Source organism: Massilia sp. NP310 (genome assembly GCF_019443485.1).
Lineage (GTDB): Bacteria > Pseudomonadota > Gammaproteobacteria > Burkholderiales > Burkholderiaceae_D > Telluria > Telluria timonae.
Genome location: NZ_CP080379.1, coordinates 5,804,997 through 5,818,707, shown reverse-complemented (window position 1 = coordinate 5,818,707; position 13,711 = coordinate 5,804,997). Strand labels below are relative to the sequence as shown.

The following is a 13,711-nucleotide window of genomic DNA, read 5'->3' as shown; positions in this document are numbered from 1 at the left end:
GTAAAATCACGGGTCCATCGACCTATCACCGCATCATGACCGCCACGACCGCCGCCACCGAAACACCCGTCCGCACCGAGATCGCCACCCTGTGGCGCCTGTCGTGGCCGGTGCTCGTGGGCCAGCTGGCGACGGTCGGCATGGGTGTGGTCGACGTCGCCCTCACCGGCCACGTCAGCGCCGACGAGCTGGCGGCGGTGTCGCTGGGCACGGCGGTGTGGTCGATCGTGCTGGTGACCGTCATGGGCACCATGATGGCGATCAATACCGTGGTCGCGCACGAGATCGGCGCCGCGCGCCACGACCGGGTGCCGCATTCGGTGCGCCAGGCCATGTGGAAGGGCTTGCTGGTCGGCCTGGTCGGCTGCCTGTTCGCCAACCTGTGCACGCTGCTGTTCGACCACATCGGCATGGACGCCCACGTGGCCGACCGCGCCTCGCTGTTCCTGCACGTAATCAGCGTCGGCATGCCGGCCTTCGGCGTGTATCGCGCGCTGTACGGCTATACCACCAGCATCAACCAGACCAAGCCGATCATGTGGATCGCCATCCTCGGCCTGGTGTTCAATACCATGCTCGCCTGGGTGCTGGTGTACGGCAAGTTCGGCTTCCCGCAACTGGGCGCGATCGGCTGCGCGATCTCCACCGCCAGCGCGCTGTGGCTGATGCTGGGCGCCATGCTGTGGTGGATCACGCGCGCGCCGGCCTACCGCCTGACCTACCCCTTCAACCGCTACGAAGGGCCGGATAGCCGCGAGATCGGCGCCCAGCTGCGCCTCGGCCTGCCGATCGGCATCACCTATTTTGCCGAAGTCAGCGCCTTCGGCCTGATCAGCCTGCTGGTTGCGCGCTATGGCGTGGTGCAGGTGTCCTCGCACCAGATCGCGCTCAATTTCGCTTCGCTGGTGTTCATGGTGCCGCTCAGCTTCGCGATCGGCATGCTCACCCGCGTCGGCCAGGCGATGGGCGAAGGCGACCCGGTGCGCGCGCGCTTCGTCGGCTGGGTCGGCGTCGGCGTCTCGGTCAGTTTCGGCGTGGTGGCGGCGCTCGGCATCGCCCTGTTCCGCTGGGAGATCGCGGCCATGTACACCTCGGACCCGGCGGTGCAGCAGGTGACCGCCAACCTGCTGCTGTTCGCGGCCTTGTTCCAGCTGTCGGACTCGACCCAGGTCGCAACCGCCTCGGCCATCCGCGGCTACCAGGTGACGCGCCCGCCGATGGTGATCCAGTTACTGTCGTTCTGGGGCCTGTCGCTGCCGCTCGGCTGCATCCTCGGCCTGGCGCCGGCGTGGTTCCCGTGGGCGCCGGATGCGCCGATGGAAGCCACCGGCTTCTGGATTGGGCTGGTCGTGGCGCTGACGGTGGCGGCGGTCTTGCTGACCTGGCAGTTCGAAAAGCTGGCGCGCCAGCGCATCCGCGAGGGTGGGCATCGCGCCACAGCACGTTAACCGGAGGACAAGTAATTACAGCGCAGCCCCGCCGACTCTGGTATCGTCTCGCGATTGCTGTAAATTAATATTCTCCAAGAGACATCATGCGCCCTCTCCTCCTTCTCCTGGCCGCCCTCGCGGCCACGCCCGCCATGGCTGAAAAACTGACGCTGGACCGCATCTACGGTGAATCCTCGCTGGCCGGCGCCAGCGTGCGCAGCCTGCGCGTGTCGCCCGACGGCGAACGCGTGACCTTCCTGCGCCCGCGCGCCGACGACCAGTACCGTCTCGACCTGTGGGAATACAACACCAGGAGCAAGGCCACGCAGCGCCTGGTCGACTCCAAGCAACTGGTGCCGAACGAGGAATTGTCGCTCGAAGAAAAAGCGCGCCGCGAACGCGCGCGTACCGCCGGCCTGTCGGGCATCCTCAACTATTACTGGTCGCCCGACGGCAAGCGGCTGCTGGTGCCGATCGGCGGCGACTTGTATCTCGTCGATGCCGCCAAACCGGAAGCCGCGCGCAAGGTCGCCTCGGGCAACGTCATCGATCCGAAGATCTCGCCGCGCGGCCGCTACGTGTCCTTCGTGCGCAACCAGAACCTGGTGGTGATCGATCTGACCACCGGCGCCGAGCGTCAGCTGACCACCGATGGCAAGGGCACCGTGCACAATGGCGAAGCGGAATTCATCGCCCAGGAAGAGATGGACCAGCACACCGGCTACTACTGGGCGCCGGACGATTCGCACATCGCCTACCGTCGCTACGACGAGGCGCCGGTGCCGGTGGTGCGCCGCTTCGAGATCTTCGCCGACCGCACCGAAGTGATCGACCAGCACTACCCGGCCGCGGGCGATCCGAACGTGGCGATCGAGCTGATGGTCGTCAATCCGGCCACGGGTGAACAGCGCAAGATCGACCTCGGCCAGGACAAGGACATCTACCTGGTGCGCGCCGACTTCAGCGCCGACGCCAAGACCCTGGTCTACCAGCGCCAGACGCGCGACCAGAAACGCCTCGACCTGGTGGCGGTCGACGTCGCCACCCTGGCCCAGCGTCCGCTGTTCTCGGAAACCTCCCCTACCTGGGTCGAAGTCCATAACGATCTGCGCTTCCTCAAGAACCGCCAGGCCTTCGTCTGGGCCTCCGAGCGCAGCGGCCGTAAGCACCTGTATTTGTACGACCTGAACGGCAAGCTGCTGCATCCGATCTCGCGCGGCGAATGGGGCGTGGACAATATCCTGGCCGTCGATGAAGGCGCCGGCAAGATCTATGTCTCGTCGAATCGCGACGCCGTGATCGACAAGCAGACCTATGCGCTGTCGCTCGATGGCCGCGGCGCCGACAAGCCGACCCGCATCACCCAGGGCGACGGCTGGCACGAGGCTTCGTTCGCCGGCAACGGCAAGCTGTTCGTCGACACCTATTCGAACCCGAACACTCCGCCGCAGGTGTCGATCCGCCGCGCCGACGGCAGCATGGTCGAATGGATCGAGAAGAACGAACTCAATGCCAACCACCCGTACACGCGCCACCTCGATGCGCACCTGCCGACCGAATACGGCACCCTGAAGGCGGCCGATGGCCAGACCCTGCACTACTCGATCATCAAGCCGGCCGGTTTCGATGCCAATAAACGCTACCCGGTGTTCCTGTTCACCTATGGCGGCCCGCACTCGCAACGCGTGACCCGCGCCTGGGGCAATTATTTTGACCAGTACATGGCGCAGCAGGGCTTCGTGGTATTCCGCCTCGACAACCGCGGCTCGGGCCGCCGCGAGCGCCAGTTCACCGACGTGCTGCACAACAACCTGGGCAAGCACGAAGTCGAAGACCAGGTGGCGGGCATCGACTGGCTGGCCAAGCAGAGCTTCGTCGATCCGAAACGCGTGGGCGTGTTCGGCTGGAGCTACGGCGGCTTCATGACCCTGCGCCTGCTGTCCGCAGCGTCGGACAAGATCGCGATGGGCGTGTCGGTGGCGCCGGTGACCGACTGGGCGCTGTACGACACCCACTATACCGAGCGCTACGTCGGCGGCACGCCGAAGGGCGACCCCGAAGCCTACAAGCGCAGCGGCGTGTTCGCCCACCTGGACGGCATGAAGTCGCACCTGCTGCTGATCCACGGCATGGCCGACGACAATGTGCTGTTCTCGAACACCACCCTGCTGATCGACGAACTCGTGAAGCGCAATGTGCAGTTCGACCTGATGACCTATCCGGGCGCCAAGCACGGCATGTCGGGCCGCACCAACCAGCGCCACGTGTATGGGCTGATCGAGTCCTACTTCAAGAAGCAGCTGGGCGGCACGCAGCCGAACTGAGTTCGACCTCTTGAAACAAAAACGGCCGCGTCGATCGACGCGGCCGTTTTTCATTGCGCCTTTACAGCGCGGTGTGGCTTACGGACGTGGCGCTGGGCGGTTCGTCTGGTCCACGGCATCCTTCACGACTTCTTTCGCGTCGCCATAGGCTTCCTGGGTCTTGCCCTCGGCCTGGTTCGCCAGGCCCTTGGCCTGCTGTTCGGTGCTGCCCACCACTTTGCCGGCGCCTTCCTGAATCTTGCCGCCGATGTCTTTCAGTTTGCCTTCGACTTGGTCCTTGTTCATGGTGTTCTCCTTGAGTAGTGCATGCCTGAATGGCCATGCGATGGATACAGAATAGTCCTTTCGCGCCTGCTCATCTGTTAGCGCACGCACACAGTCAATCAACCCCAGCCGCGCGACATTTTTATAGCTTGAATGCTAATCTTTTCTTGCAACGCGGCGCGCCGCTCAAGAAGAGAATCCTCCATGAATAACAACAATACCGAAGCCGTCCCCGCCACCCAGGAAGCCCCACAGGGCCAACGCCGCCTGGCGCGCCGCGTGACCCTTGTCAATGGCATCGCCGTGCTGTTCATCCTCGGCCTGGCCGCCGTCGTGCTGGCAGCCGATGCGCTGTTGCTGGTGTTCGCCTGCATCCTGTTCGCCATCCTGCTCTACAAATTGAGCGAGATCATGCATCGGCGCTTCCACATGCGGCGCAAGCTCGCGCTCGGCATCGTCGTGCTGCTGCTCAGCGCCATCATCGGTCTGGGTGGCTGGGCCATGGCGCCGCAGATTTCCGAACAGTCGACCCAGCTGGCGAAGGAAATCCCGGCCGCGATCGAGCGCCTGCAGGGCGAAGTCGAGCAGCATCCGCTGATCAAGCGCGTCGTCGACGAACTGCCGCCGCCGGAAGACATCGTCAAGCAGATGAGTTCGATGGTGCCGAACGCCGGCCTGTTCTTCACAGGCATCCTGGGCGCCCTCGGCAATGTCGTCATCATCATTTTCGTCGGCATCTATTTTGCCGCCACGCCGGGCGTCTACACCGGCGGCTTCATCCGCCTGATCCCGCAACACAAGCGCGGCCGCGCGCGCGAAGTCATCGACGAGATGGGCGATTCGCTGGCCAGCTGGCTGGTCGGCAAGGCGGTCTCGATGCTGATCGTCGGCACCACCACCGCGATCGGCCTCTCCCTGCTGGGCGTGCCGCTGGCGCTGATCCTCGGCGTCATCGCCGGCCTGCTCGACTTCATCCCCTACCTCGGCCCGATCATGGCCGGCGTCCCGGCGGTGCTGCTGGCGCTGTCGATCAGTCCGGAAATGGCCATGTATGCGCTGCTGTTGTTCGCAGCGATCAATATGCTCGAGGGTTATGTGTTGCAGCCGATGATCGAAGCCAAGGCGATCGAATTGCCGCCCGCGCTGGTGATCGTGATGCAGCTGATCTTCGGCACCCTGTTCGGCTTTGCCGGCGTGGCGCTGGCGACGCCGCTGGCGGCCGTGCTGTCGGTGCTGGTCAAGATGCTCTATATAGAAGACGTGCTGGGGGACAGACCGGCGAAGGGGGTTGGGTCGAGTTGACTCGCCTCGTTTCTGGAGTGCCGTGCCGCGGCATTCCAGAGATTGTCGGCGCACAAACAAAGCCGCGCGATTGCGCGGCTTTGTTTGTGGGGCGGAAGGCAGATCAGCGGTTGCCTTTGGCGATTTCCTTCATGTCGCCAACTTTCTTCTGGACCTTGCCCTCGGCCTGGTTCGACAGGCCTTCGCTCTGCTGCTGGCGGCTGCCGACGGCTTCGCCGACTTTCTGCTGCACCTTGCCGCCAACTTCCTTCGCCTTGCCTTTGACTTGATCCTTGTTCATTGCAGTCTCCTTGCCTGTTACGTGGATGAGCCTTGATGGTAAGGATAACTGCCAAGCGGTTCTGTTCGACGCCTAACAAACAGGCTTGCGCCACACGCTGGCCAGCCAGGGCTGCTGCTCGCGCGGCAAGCCGGGCGGACGGTAATAGTGATGCAGCGCCGTGAAACCGGCCGCGCGCAGGTAGCGTTCCCAGGTGGCGTAGTCGTAATAACTGCCATAGCGCGGGCCGTTCCAGCCTTCCTGGTTGTCGCCGCGCGGATTCGAACTGAACAGCACCCCGCCCGGCTTGAGCGCGGCGTGCAGATGCGCGAGCACCTGCGGCAGGGCAGCGCTGGGCACATGGAACAGCACGGCGTTGGCGAAAATGCCATCAAAGGTCGCTTGAGGCAAATCAAGGTGCAGGAAGTCTTGATGCCAGACCTCGCAGCCGCTGTAGTCGCGCGCCATGGCGACGAAACGCTCACTGCCGTCGACGCCGATGGCGCGGTGGCCGAGCGTGCTGAAGGCTTTCAAGTCACGCCCCGGGCCGCAGCCCAGGTCGAGGATGGTGTACGGGCTTGGGGCCTCGATCGCTTCCAGCAGGGCGGCGATGTTCTGGCTGACGTCGTGGTCGATCGTGCCGGCAAAGAAGGCATCGGCATTGCGCTCGTAATGCGCCAGCGTGCGGCGGGCGATGTCGTCGTGATTGTTATCGTGATCCATGGCGACAGTATGCCAGCCGGCGGCGAACGGCTTCGCCGGACATGCTCGCCACGTCAGAAAAAAAGTTCAAAAATTTTTCGAAGTTACCCTAAAGTTCCCACAATCCCTGCCGTAATAGAGTCAGACAACCGGCAATCCGGCCGGAGTTTCATTGTTTTGGTGGCAACATGAACGCAAACGAAGTCCTCGCGATGTACGAAAACCTGGCTGGCCTGACCCGTCAGATGTCGGAAGCCGCCAAGGCCGGTGACTGGAACGAGTTTGCCAACCTGAACGTGGAAGCCAAGGTCGAAGCGCGCAGCGCCGCCGCCGGCATGCCGGCCCTGGAAGGCGCCCAGCGCCTGCGCAAGATCGACCTGCTCAAGCAGCTGATGGCCAACGACCGCGCGATTCGCGACGTGACCGAGCCATTCGATGGCCAGCTGGACCGCGCGCTGCAGGCGCACTGATTCCTGGCGAATCCTGAACCAAGGCACCTGCGGGTGCCTTTTTTGTTGCCGGAACAAAGCGGGGATGGTCGAAGCACAAATGACAAGGCGCCCATCGGGCGCCTTGGCTGCCGCCGAGCCAGTGGCTCGGCCGCGAATCGGGTGGAGGGCGAACCCCAGCTATCTGCTGGCGTCGCCTCTTGCCGGTTGCTCCCGGCGTCCACCGCCGCTGCAGGCAAGTGGACTGCTTCCGGTCACAGGCGTTTCATCAACGGTCGTCTGTTGTCGCGCCACGCTATCGGTGGTGGCTGCGCAGACCCTGTGCCGTCTGTGACCTCGTCGATCACAAGTCCAGTATAACGCAAAATCAAAGTTGTGTAGACATTTCCTGTTCAGTCTCGTCCAGCTTCGGCTCGACCGGCTGCTGGCCCGCTTTCTTGCGCGCGAAACGCTGGCGCAGACGGGTCATCAGGGGCACGCCAGGCATGGGCTGGATCTGCCCTGCCCGCTTGCGACGGCGCACTATCAGCATCGCGGCGCCGGCCAGCGCCAGCACGACGCCAACGCCGCCGGCGATCCAGCCCCAGGGCGTCGACGCCTCCGGTTCGGGCGCCGGGCGCCGCCGCGCCGGATGCGGCTTGTTCGGATCAAGCGGCCGCGCCCTGCTGACGTCCGCCGGACTGGCGCCAAGCGCCACCTGCAATACCCTCACCTTGTCTTCCAGCTGGCCGATCTGTTCGCGCAATTGCGCGTTCTTGTAGTCCAGCGCGGCGCACACGGTCGAACGGTCGACGTCGGGCGCGGGCGCGCAGGCGGCCGGCGCGGCCGGGGCAGCCAGTGGCAAGGGCAGCGCCTTGGGAGCCGGCCTCGGCGCCGCTGCCGGCACTGGCCGGGCTTCCTGTTTCGGTTCCGGTTCGGGGGCGGGCTTGGGCTCCTGCGTTGGCGCCGCCTCGATCTTCGCGACGACCGGCTTGGGCGTTGGCGCCGGGCGCGGCCGTGGCGGCGGCCTGGCCACGACTGGCGCGGGCGCCGGCGTATCGGCCACGACCGGCGCCGGCATCCTGACCGCCGCCGGCGGCGGCGGATTCGGATTCGGCGTCATCGACAAGGTCACCAGGCGCACGTCGCGCTGAACGCCATCGGCCAATTCCAGGTACAGATGCAGGCGGTTTGACTCAACCGGGGCCAGCGACGTCACGTGCAGGAACTGGCGGCCATCGCGCTGCGTCACAGTCATGTTGAGTGTCGACAGCACGTGCGGCATGCCGATATTGGCGCCGCGGTAGACGTTCGGGTGGGCCAGGCGCACCTGCACCGGCGTCGCCGGGGCGTTGAGCATGGTCAGTTCGATGTCGGCCACGAGCTGCTGGCCGATATACGACGCGACCCGCGCTTCGCCCAGTTCGGCTGCGCCGGCAGCGCCAGAGAGTAGCGCGCAAGTGATGATCAAGGGGAGGCGGCTAGCCATTAGAAATACCGAGAGTGAAGCCCAAGCGTAATTAACGGACATTGCGATAAACTCTTTAATCCCAGCCCCCTCGTACAACAGGAATGTCTATGGAAAACAGGATTGAGAAGGACAGCTTTGGCCCGATCGACGTGCCCGCCGATCGTCTTTGGGGTGCGCAGACCCAGCGCTCGCTCCACCATTTCCACATCTCCACCGAGCGCATGGCGCCCGAGCTGGTCGCGGCGCTGGCCCAGGTCAAGCGCGCGGCGGCGGCGGTCAACCGCTCGCTCGGCAAGCTTTCCAGCGACAAGGCCGACGCCATCATCCGGGCTGCCGATGAAGTGCTCGAGGGCCGCCATCCGGCCGAATTCCCGCTCGCCGTGTGGCAGACGGGCTCGGGCACGCAGAGCAATATGAACATGAACGAAGTGCTGGCCAACCGCGGCTCCGAGCTGCTGGGCGGCGCGCGCGGCGAAGGCCGCCTGCTGCACCCGAACGACCACGTCAACATGGGCCAGTCGTCGAACGACATCTTCCCGACCGCCATGCACGTGGCCGCCGCCTGGGCCCTGGCCAAGGAGGTATTGCCCGCACTGGCCCAGCTGCGCGGCACCCTGCTGCGCAAATCGCGCGACTTCGAGCCGATCGTCAAGATCGGGCGCACCCACCTGCAGGATGCGACGCCGCTGACCCTGGGCCAGGAATTCTCCGGCTACGTGGCCCAGCTCGACTATGCCGAGCAGCAGCTCAAGTCCGCCCTGCCCGGCCTGCTGCTGCTGGCCGCCGGCGGCACCGCCGTGGGCACCGGCCTGAATGCCCACCCCGAGTTCGCCCCGCGCATCGCAGCCGAGCTCGGCTCGCGCACCGGCCTGTCGTTCAAGACCGCGCCGAACAAGTTCATGGCCCTGGCCGCCCACGACGCCATGGTCGCCGCCCACGGCGCCTTCAAGACCCTGGCCACCGCCCTCATGAAGATCGCCAACGACGTGCGCTGGATGGCGTCCGGCCCCCGCTCGGGCCTGGGCGAGATCACCATCCCCGAGAACGAGCCGGGCAGCTCGATCATGCCGGGCAAGGTCAATCCGACCCAATGCGAGGCGCTCACCATGCTGTGCTGCCAGGTGTTCGGCAACGACGTCGCCATCACGGTCGGCGGCTCCCAAGGCAATTTCGAGCTCAATGTGTTCAAGCCCATGATCGTCCACAACTTCCTGCAAAGCGCGCGCCTGCTGGCCGACGGCATGCGCTCCTTCGACACGCATTGCGCCCAGGGCATCGAGCCGAACCGCGCCCGCATCGGCGAGCTGATGGAAAAATCGCTGATGCTGGTGACTGCGCTGGCGCCGCACATCGGGTATGATCGCGCCGCGCAGATCGCCAAGAAGGCATCGACGGACGGCCTGACCTTGCGCCAGGCCGCCCTGCAGAGCGGCTTCGTCGACGAACAGCAGTTCGACCAGTGGATCGTGCCGATCGACATGACGCATCCGGATCCGGTGTAAGCCGGACGGCGAGACGGCGTGTACCGGGTGCCGGCACGGCGCCACCGGACGCTGCTACATGCGCTTCAAATAGGCGGCCTCATCAATCGTACGCCGCCTTCACCAACCCGAGGATAGAATGCAAAAAATAGTTTTCGATTTGACATCAGAATTCGTCGAGGTCAACCAGCTGCTGAAGCTGGTCGGCCTGGTCGACAGCGGCGGCGCCGGCAAGAACATGGTCGCCAGCGGCGTGGTGTCGGTCGATGGACGACAGGAACTCCGCAAAACGGCGAAAATTCGCAGTGGCCAGACCGTCTCGGTCGGCGACCTGCGCATCACCGTGCAGTAAGCTGTTGGCGCCCGCGAGCCGGGCTGATAGTGCAAGAAATGGGGCGCCGGAACGGCGGCCTTATGTTTGCGCACTAACAAACAGAGCGGGGCTTCCTTGTTTATATTTTAAGACGTCACTCATACGGCTTAGAGGTGAAGGCGATGGAAACCCCGGAACACAGCGCACAAACGCAGGAGCAATTGATTGGCGACCTGCGTCTCGTGATCGAAAACGCGGAAGAACTGCTCAAGAATACCGATCACTATTCCAGCGCCCTGTACCAGAACGCGCGCGCCAAGCTGTCGCTCGCCCTGGAAGCGGCCAATGAAGAACTGTCCCGCTTCGAGGATGCGCAACTGGAGCGCATGATGGCCGCCACCCGCGCCGCCAATGACCGTTACAACGACAGGTCGGGCGAAGAACGCATCCTGCGCGCCTTCCACTGATCGACGACAGCAAAAACCCGGCATCGAGGCCGGGTTTCAAAAGGCAAGACACAATCCCATGTGATCTTCGACCCGGCTTTCGCGCTCGAGTTCGCGCCGGATGCAGCGACGATCCCGGGTCGTTCAAGCCCTGGGTTCAAGCTTTCGTATTGATCGTATTGCCCAGGTGGGGCGGCAGGTTTTGCGGCTGTGGCAGCGCGTCGAGCAACTGGGCGGCCGACGCCGCCTGGATGTCCATGGATTTCTTGAGCATGGACACGCCCACTTCCTGACGGATACCGGTTTCGGCCATGCTGGTTGCAAGCTTGGCAATGTTCGTGACGTCCATACACCTCTCCAGAAAAAGACTTGTCAGTCTTTAACGGCCTCATCGACCAGAACTTGAGGCTGCATCTTTAACCATCCGCAAACCCAGTCCACCACCCGCCCCAGGTCGTTCAAGTCGAGCCAGGCGAGTCCGGCGCGCGCGTCCGCCGGCCGCGCCGCGTCCGAGAGCACGGCCAGGATCGTGACATCGTCCTGGAACAGCGGCGGCTTGCCCAGGCTCGGGCGATGCACCTCGAGCTTGGGCAACGATTCCCATTTATACCCTTCGACCAGGGTCAGGTCGGCCGGCGACAGCCGCGCCAGCAACTCTACAAGTCCCGGCTCCGGCTCCGCCCGCAGCTCGCGCATGATGGCAATGCGGTAAGGCGAGGCGATCATCACCTCGGCCGCCCCGGCCAGGCGCAGGCGCGCGCTGTCCTTGCGCGGCGGCTCGAGTTCGATGTCATGGTGGCTGTGCTTGACGATATTGACCCGCAAGCCGTCCTGCGCCAGGCGCGCGACCAGCCCTTCCAGCAAGGTGGTCTTGCCGCTGCCCGACCAGCCCACCACGCCCAGGACCGGACCCAGCCCCTGCGCCGACCGCGGCGCTTCAGTACGCGACACGGTAGCGGGTTCCCCGGTAGTTCATCACCGCCGCCTTCGGCATCAGGCGCTCGAGCACCAGGCCGGGCGCCACTTCCTCGCCTTCGCGGCGCAGCGTCTTATCGACCAGCAGCAAGCTCTCGCCCGGCGTCGGCGAATAGATATAGCCGCCGAAGCTCACCTGCGGGATCTCGCGCCTGACCGACTCGGGCAATTGCTGCAGGGTGCGCAGGTTATCCTCGCCGGCCGGCTGGGCCGCCGCCACGGGCGCCGGCGCCAAAGCGGCCGGCGTTTCGGAAAGCGGCGCCTCGGCCACCCGCACCGGCGGCGGCGCCGGCTCGGCTGCCCTGGCCGGCGCCGGCTTTGCGGCCACCGGCGCGGCTTCGCGCGGCGCCGGCGCCGGCGCGGCAGGCGGCGCGGCAGCCGCCGCGGGAGCGGGAGCGGGAGCAGGCGCAGGTGCGGAGGCCGGCGCAGACACCGGCGCCGCCGCCAGCCGCACCGGCTGTTCGCCCGTGTGACGCACCCACAGCAAGGCGGCCGCCGCCACCAGCACGCCCAGGCCGAGGCCGATGATGAGATGGCGCCGGTTCCCGTCCCGGGCGCGATCCGGGGCCGCGTACATCGGCGGCGGCGCATGGATGGTCGGGGCGTTGCCCAGCTGGCGTTCGGCCTGGGCCTTCTTGAGTGCTTCGAGGATGTACGACATATCAGTTTCCCGTCACCGGACCGGCCACCAGGCGCGGCTCGGCCACGCCGGACAGCTGGTTGAGGCGCATATAGGTGCGCGGCCCGGCCACGCCGTCCGCCTTCAGGTCCTGGCCCGCCTGGAAGGCGCGCAGCCATTCCTGGGTACGCGCCGCCAGAGGCTGGTCGAGCGCCGGCGCGGTCGTCTTGTTCAGGCCGGCCAGGCGCTGGGCGATCCAGTCGACGTCGGGGCCACGGTCGCCCTGCCCCACGACGTCGCGAAACGCGCCCGGCATGCGCCAGAAGGTCGTGAACTCGCCGCCGAAGCGCGCGACGAAGGCGGGAATGGTAACCCGCTGGCGGCGCCCGTCCACCGCGAGCAGCACGCTGTCCTGGTCCATCCCAACCAGCACCGCATACCCGGTGCGCGGGCCGTCGTGCAGGGTGACCACGGCCGGACGGTCCAGCAGGCGCAGTTCGTACAGGCCGCCGCGGCCCTGGTGACAGCGCAGGTTGGCGCGCTGGGCCGCCTCGCAGGTCGCCTTCGGACTGGATCCGGCAATGCCGGCGAACGACGGCCCCCACAGGGCCGCCAGCGCGCGCAGCGCATCGTTCTCGCTCTTGCCGGCCGCAAAATCGGCGCCCGCCACGGACGCGGCCTGGATCGACGCCGGCGACGGCCTGGCCGCCACCTGTGTCACGACGGCCGGCGCCGCCTGTGCGCTGGCCGGCTGCGCCTGCTGCTGATGCGGCAGCATCTGCCAGGCGGCGGCGCTGATCGCCACCCCGGCCAGCGCCCCGCCCGCCAGCAGTGGCCAGCGCAGCGGCTTGCGTGACGCCGGCTCACCGGCAAACACTTCCTCGGCCGACTTGAGCAAAATGGCGCGCGTGACGTGCGGGCTGTTTTCGACATAGGCGCCCAGCAGCGCGCGGTCGCACAGCAGGTTGATCCGGCGCGGCACGCCATGCGTCAGGCGGTGCACCACAGGCGTCAGCCCTGGTGGGAACGGCATCCCGGCCGCCCCGGACACCGCCAGCCGGTGCGCGATATAGGCCCCGGTTTCCTGCTCGGACAGCGGCCCCAGGTGGTAGCGCGCGATCACGCGCTGCGCCAGCTGCTCCAGCTCCGGGCGCGCCAGCATGGTGCGCAGCTCGGGCTGGCCGATCAGGATGATCTGCAGCAGCTTGCGCTCGCTGGTCTCGAGATTGGTCAACAGGCGCAACTGCTCGAGCACCTCGCTCGACAGGTTCTGGGCCTCATCGATCACGAGCACATTGTTCAAGCCCTGGGCATGCGATTCGAGCAGGTAGCGGTTGATCGCATCGACATAGGATTTGACGCCGCTCACCCCGGACGGCAGCGCGATGTGCAGCTCGTCGCAAATCGTCTGCAACAGCTCTTCGGCGTTCAGGCGCGGATTGAAGATATAGGCCAGGCGGCAGTTATCGGGAACCTGCTCGATGAAGCAGCGGCACACGGTGGTCTTGCCGGCGCCGATCTCGCCGGTCAGCAGGACGAAGCCGCCGCCGCTGCCGATGCCGTACAGCAGGTGGGCCAGCGCCTCGCGGTGCCGCTCGCTCATGAACAGGTAGCGCGGGTCGGGCGCGATCGAGAACGGGGCGTGCTTCAGCTGGAAATAATGGTTGTACATGCGTTGGACCGTACGATATTGCGTG

Annotated in this window: 15 protein-coding genes; 7 read left to right on the top strand and 8 right to left on the bottom strand. The window is 65.8% G+C overall.

Annotated elements, in window-relative coordinates; all coding sequences use genetic code 11:
• The first annotated feature begins 35 nt into the window (after positions 1 to 35).
• Both KY496_RS25730 and KY496_RS25725 read left to right on the top strand, forming a co-directional pair.
• The gene (locus KY496_RS25730; RefSeq protein ID WP_184234691.1) at positions 36 to 1,448 is read left to right on the top strand and encodes an MATE family efflux transporter; all 1,413 of its coding nucleotides are present in this window, start codon (positions 36 to 38) and stop codon (positions 1,446 to 1,448) included.
• 86 nt (positions 1,449 to 1,534) lie between these two features.
• Positions 1,535 to 3,754: a S9 family peptidase gene (locus KY496_RS25725; RefSeq protein ID WP_184234694.1), complete on the top strand. Its 2,220-nt coding sequence runs from the start codon at positions 1,535 to 1,537 to the stop codon at positions 3,752 to 3,754.
• 78 nt (positions 3,755 to 3,832) lie between these two features.
• On the opposite strand, the gene KY496_RS25720 is transcribed toward KY496_RS25725, so the two are convergent.
• Positions 3,833 to 4,039, bottom strand: a complete 207-nt coding sequence (locus tag KY496_RS25720; protein ID WP_005668944.1) for a CsbD family protein — start codon at positions 4,037 to 4,039, stop codon at positions 3,833 to 3,835.
• A 183-nt stretch (positions 4,040 to 4,222) separates the two neighbouring features.
• On the opposite strand from KY496_RS25720, the gene KY496_RS25715 reads away from it, so the two are divergent.
• The gene (locus KY496_RS25715; RefSeq protein ID WP_219863034.1) at positions 4,223 to 5,320 is read left to right on the top strand and encodes an AI-2E family transporter; all 1,098 of its coding nucleotides are present in this window, start codon (positions 4,223 to 4,225) and stop codon (positions 5,318 to 5,320) included.
• Between the two features lie 103 nt (positions 5,321 to 5,423).
• Here KY496_RS25715 and KY496_RS25710 read toward each other — a convergent pair whose 3' ends face one another.
• Entirely contained in the window at positions 5,424 to 5,600 is a 177-nt protein-coding gene (locus KY496_RS25710) for a CsbD family protein (protein WP_005668942.1), read from the bottom strand.
• 72 nt (positions 5,601 to 5,672) lie between these two features.
• A complete protein-coding gene (locus KY496_RS25705; RefSeq protein WP_184234700.1) occupies positions 5,673 to 6,302 on the bottom strand; it encodes a bifunctional 2-polyprenyl-6-hydroxyphenol methylase/3-demethylubiquinol 3-O-methyltransferase UbiG in 630 nt (209 codons plus the stop codon).
• 167 nt (positions 6,303 to 6,469) lie between these two features.
• Between KY496_RS25705 and KY496_RS25700 the strand changes: the two genes are divergently transcribed.
• Positions 6,470 to 6,751, top strand: coding sequence for a flagellar protein FliT (locus KY496_RS25700; RefSeq protein ID WP_005668938.1), 282 nt, complete (start codon positions 6,470 to 6,472; stop codon positions 6,749 to 6,751).
• 346 nt (positions 6,752 to 7,097) lie between these two features.
• Here the strand turns inward: KY496_RS25700 and KY496_RS25695 are convergent, their stop codons facing one another.
• Positions 7,098 to 8,198 carry a hypothetical protein gene (locus KY496_RS25695; RefSeq protein ID WP_219863033.1) on the bottom strand — a complete coding sequence of 367 codons (1,101 nt, stop codon included), beginning with the start codon at positions 8,196 to 8,198 and terminating at the stop codon, positions 7,098 to 7,100.
• Between the two features lie 89 nt (positions 8,199 to 8,287).
• Between KY496_RS25695 and fumC the strand changes: the two genes are divergently transcribed.
• The 3 genes from fumC (at position 8,288) to KY496_RS25680 (ending at position 10,441) form a co-directional block, all read left to right on the top strand.
• A complete protein-coding gene (gene fumC / locus KY496_RS25690) occupies positions 8,288 to 9,682 on the top strand; it encodes a class II fumarate hydratase (RefSeq protein WP_005668932.1) in 1,395 nt (464 codons plus the stop codon).
• Between the two features lie 118 nt (positions 9,683 to 9,800).
• The gene (locus tag KY496_RS25685) at positions 9,801 to 10,013 is read left to right on the top strand and encodes an RNA-binding S4 domain-containing protein (RefSeq protein WP_005668930.1); all 213 of its coding nucleotides are present in this window, start codon (positions 9,801 to 9,803) and stop codon (positions 10,011 to 10,013) included.
• A gap of 143 nt (positions 10,014 to 10,156) precedes the next feature.
• On the top strand, positions 10,157 to 10,441 hold the full coding sequence (locus KY496_RS25680) for a DUF883 family protein (RefSeq protein ID WP_005668927.1): 285 nt from the start codon (positions 10,157 to 10,159) through the stop codon (positions 10,439 to 10,441).
• 136 nt (positions 10,442 to 10,577) lie between these two features.
• Here KY496_RS25680 and KY496_RS25675 read toward each other — a convergent pair whose 3' ends face one another.
• Genes KY496_RS25675 through KY496_RS25660 form a run of 4 tightly spaced genes read right to left on the bottom strand, consistent with a single transcriptional unit; the run spans position 10,578 to position 13,686 of the window.
• Positions 10,578 to 10,769 (bottom strand): YjfB family protein, encoded by a 192-nt coding sequence (locus KY496_RS25675; protein ID WP_005668925.1) that lies wholly within the window; start codon positions 10,767 to 10,769, stop codon positions 10,578 to 10,580.
• Between the two features lie 23 nt (positions 10,770 to 10,792).
• Complete coding sequence (gene mobB / locus KY496_RS25670) at positions 10,793 to 11,371, bottom strand: molybdopterin-guanine dinucleotide biosynthesis protein B (protein WP_005668923.1); 579 nt, start codon at positions 11,369 to 11,371, stop codon at positions 10,793 to 10,795.
• Complete coding sequence (locus KY496_RS25665) at positions 11,358 to 12,056, bottom strand: general secretion pathway protein GspB (protein ID WP_219863030.1); 699 nt, start codon at positions 12,054 to 12,056, stop codon at positions 11,358 to 11,360. The genes mobB and KY496_RS25665 overlap by 14 nt, the downstream gene beginning before the upstream one ends.
• Before the next feature lies 1 nt (position 12,057).
• Positions 12,058 to 13,686, bottom strand: coding sequence for an AAA family ATPase (locus KY496_RS25660; protein WP_219863028.1), 1,629 nt, complete (start codon positions 13,684 to 13,686; stop codon positions 12,058 to 12,060).
• Positions 13,687 to 13,711 lie beyond the last annotated feature (25 nt).

Bases quoted from the DNA above. Each gene is read 5' to 3' on its own strand.
- KY496_RS25730 (WP_184234691.1), top strand. From the start codon at position 36: ATGACCGCCACGACCGCCGCCACCGAAACACCCGTCCGCACCGAGATC.
- KY496_RS25685 (WP_005668930.1), top strand. From the start codon at position 9,801: ATGCAAAAAATAGTTTTCGATTTGACATCAGAATTCGTCGAGGTCAAC.
- KY496_RS25660 (WP_219863028.1), bottom strand. From the start codon at position 13,686: ATGTACAACCATTATTTCCAGCTGAAGCACGCCCCGTTCTCGATCGCG.
- KY496_RS25680 (WP_005668927.1), top strand. From the start codon at position 10,157: ATGGAAACCCCGGAACACAGCGCACAAACGCAGGAGCAATTGATTGGC.
- KY496_RS25695 (WP_219863033.1), bottom strand. From the start codon at position 8,198: ATGGCTAGCCGCCTCCCCTTGATCATCACTTGCGCGCTACTCTCTGGC.
- KY496_RS25720 (WP_005668944.1), bottom strand. From the start codon at position 4,039: ATGAACAAGGACCAAGTCGAAGGCAAACTGAAAGACATCGGCGGCAAG.
- KY496_RS25665 (WP_219863030.1), bottom strand. From the start codon at position 12,056: ATGTCGTACATCCTCGAAGCACTCAAGAAGGCCCAGGCCGAACGCCAG.
- fumC (WP_005668932.1), top strand. From the start codon at position 8,288: ATGGAAAACAGGATTGAGAAGGACAGCTTTGGCCCGATCGACGTGCCC.
- KY496_RS25715 (WP_219863034.1), top strand. From the start codon at position 4,223: ATGAATAACAACAATACCGAAGCCGTCCCCGCCACCCAGGAAGCCCCA.
- KY496_RS25725 (WP_184234694.1), top strand. From the start codon at position 1,535: ATGCGCCCTCTCCTCCTTCTCCTGGCCGCCCTCGCGGCCACGCCCGCC.
- KY496_RS25700 (WP_005668938.1), top strand. From the start codon at position 6,470: ATGAACGCAAACGAAGTCCTCGCGATGTACGAAAACCTGGCTGGCCTG.
- KY496_RS25705 (WP_184234700.1), bottom strand. From the start codon at position 6,302: ATGGATCACGATAACAATCACGACGACATCGCCCGCCGCACGCTGGCG.
- KY496_RS25710 (WP_005668942.1), bottom strand. From the start codon at position 5,600: ATGAACAAGGATCAAGTCAAAGGCAAGGCGAAGGAAGTTGGCGGCAAG.
- KY496_RS25675 (WP_005668925.1), bottom strand. From the start codon at position 10,769: ATGGACGTCACGAACATTGCCAAGCTTGCAACCAGCATGGCCGAAACC.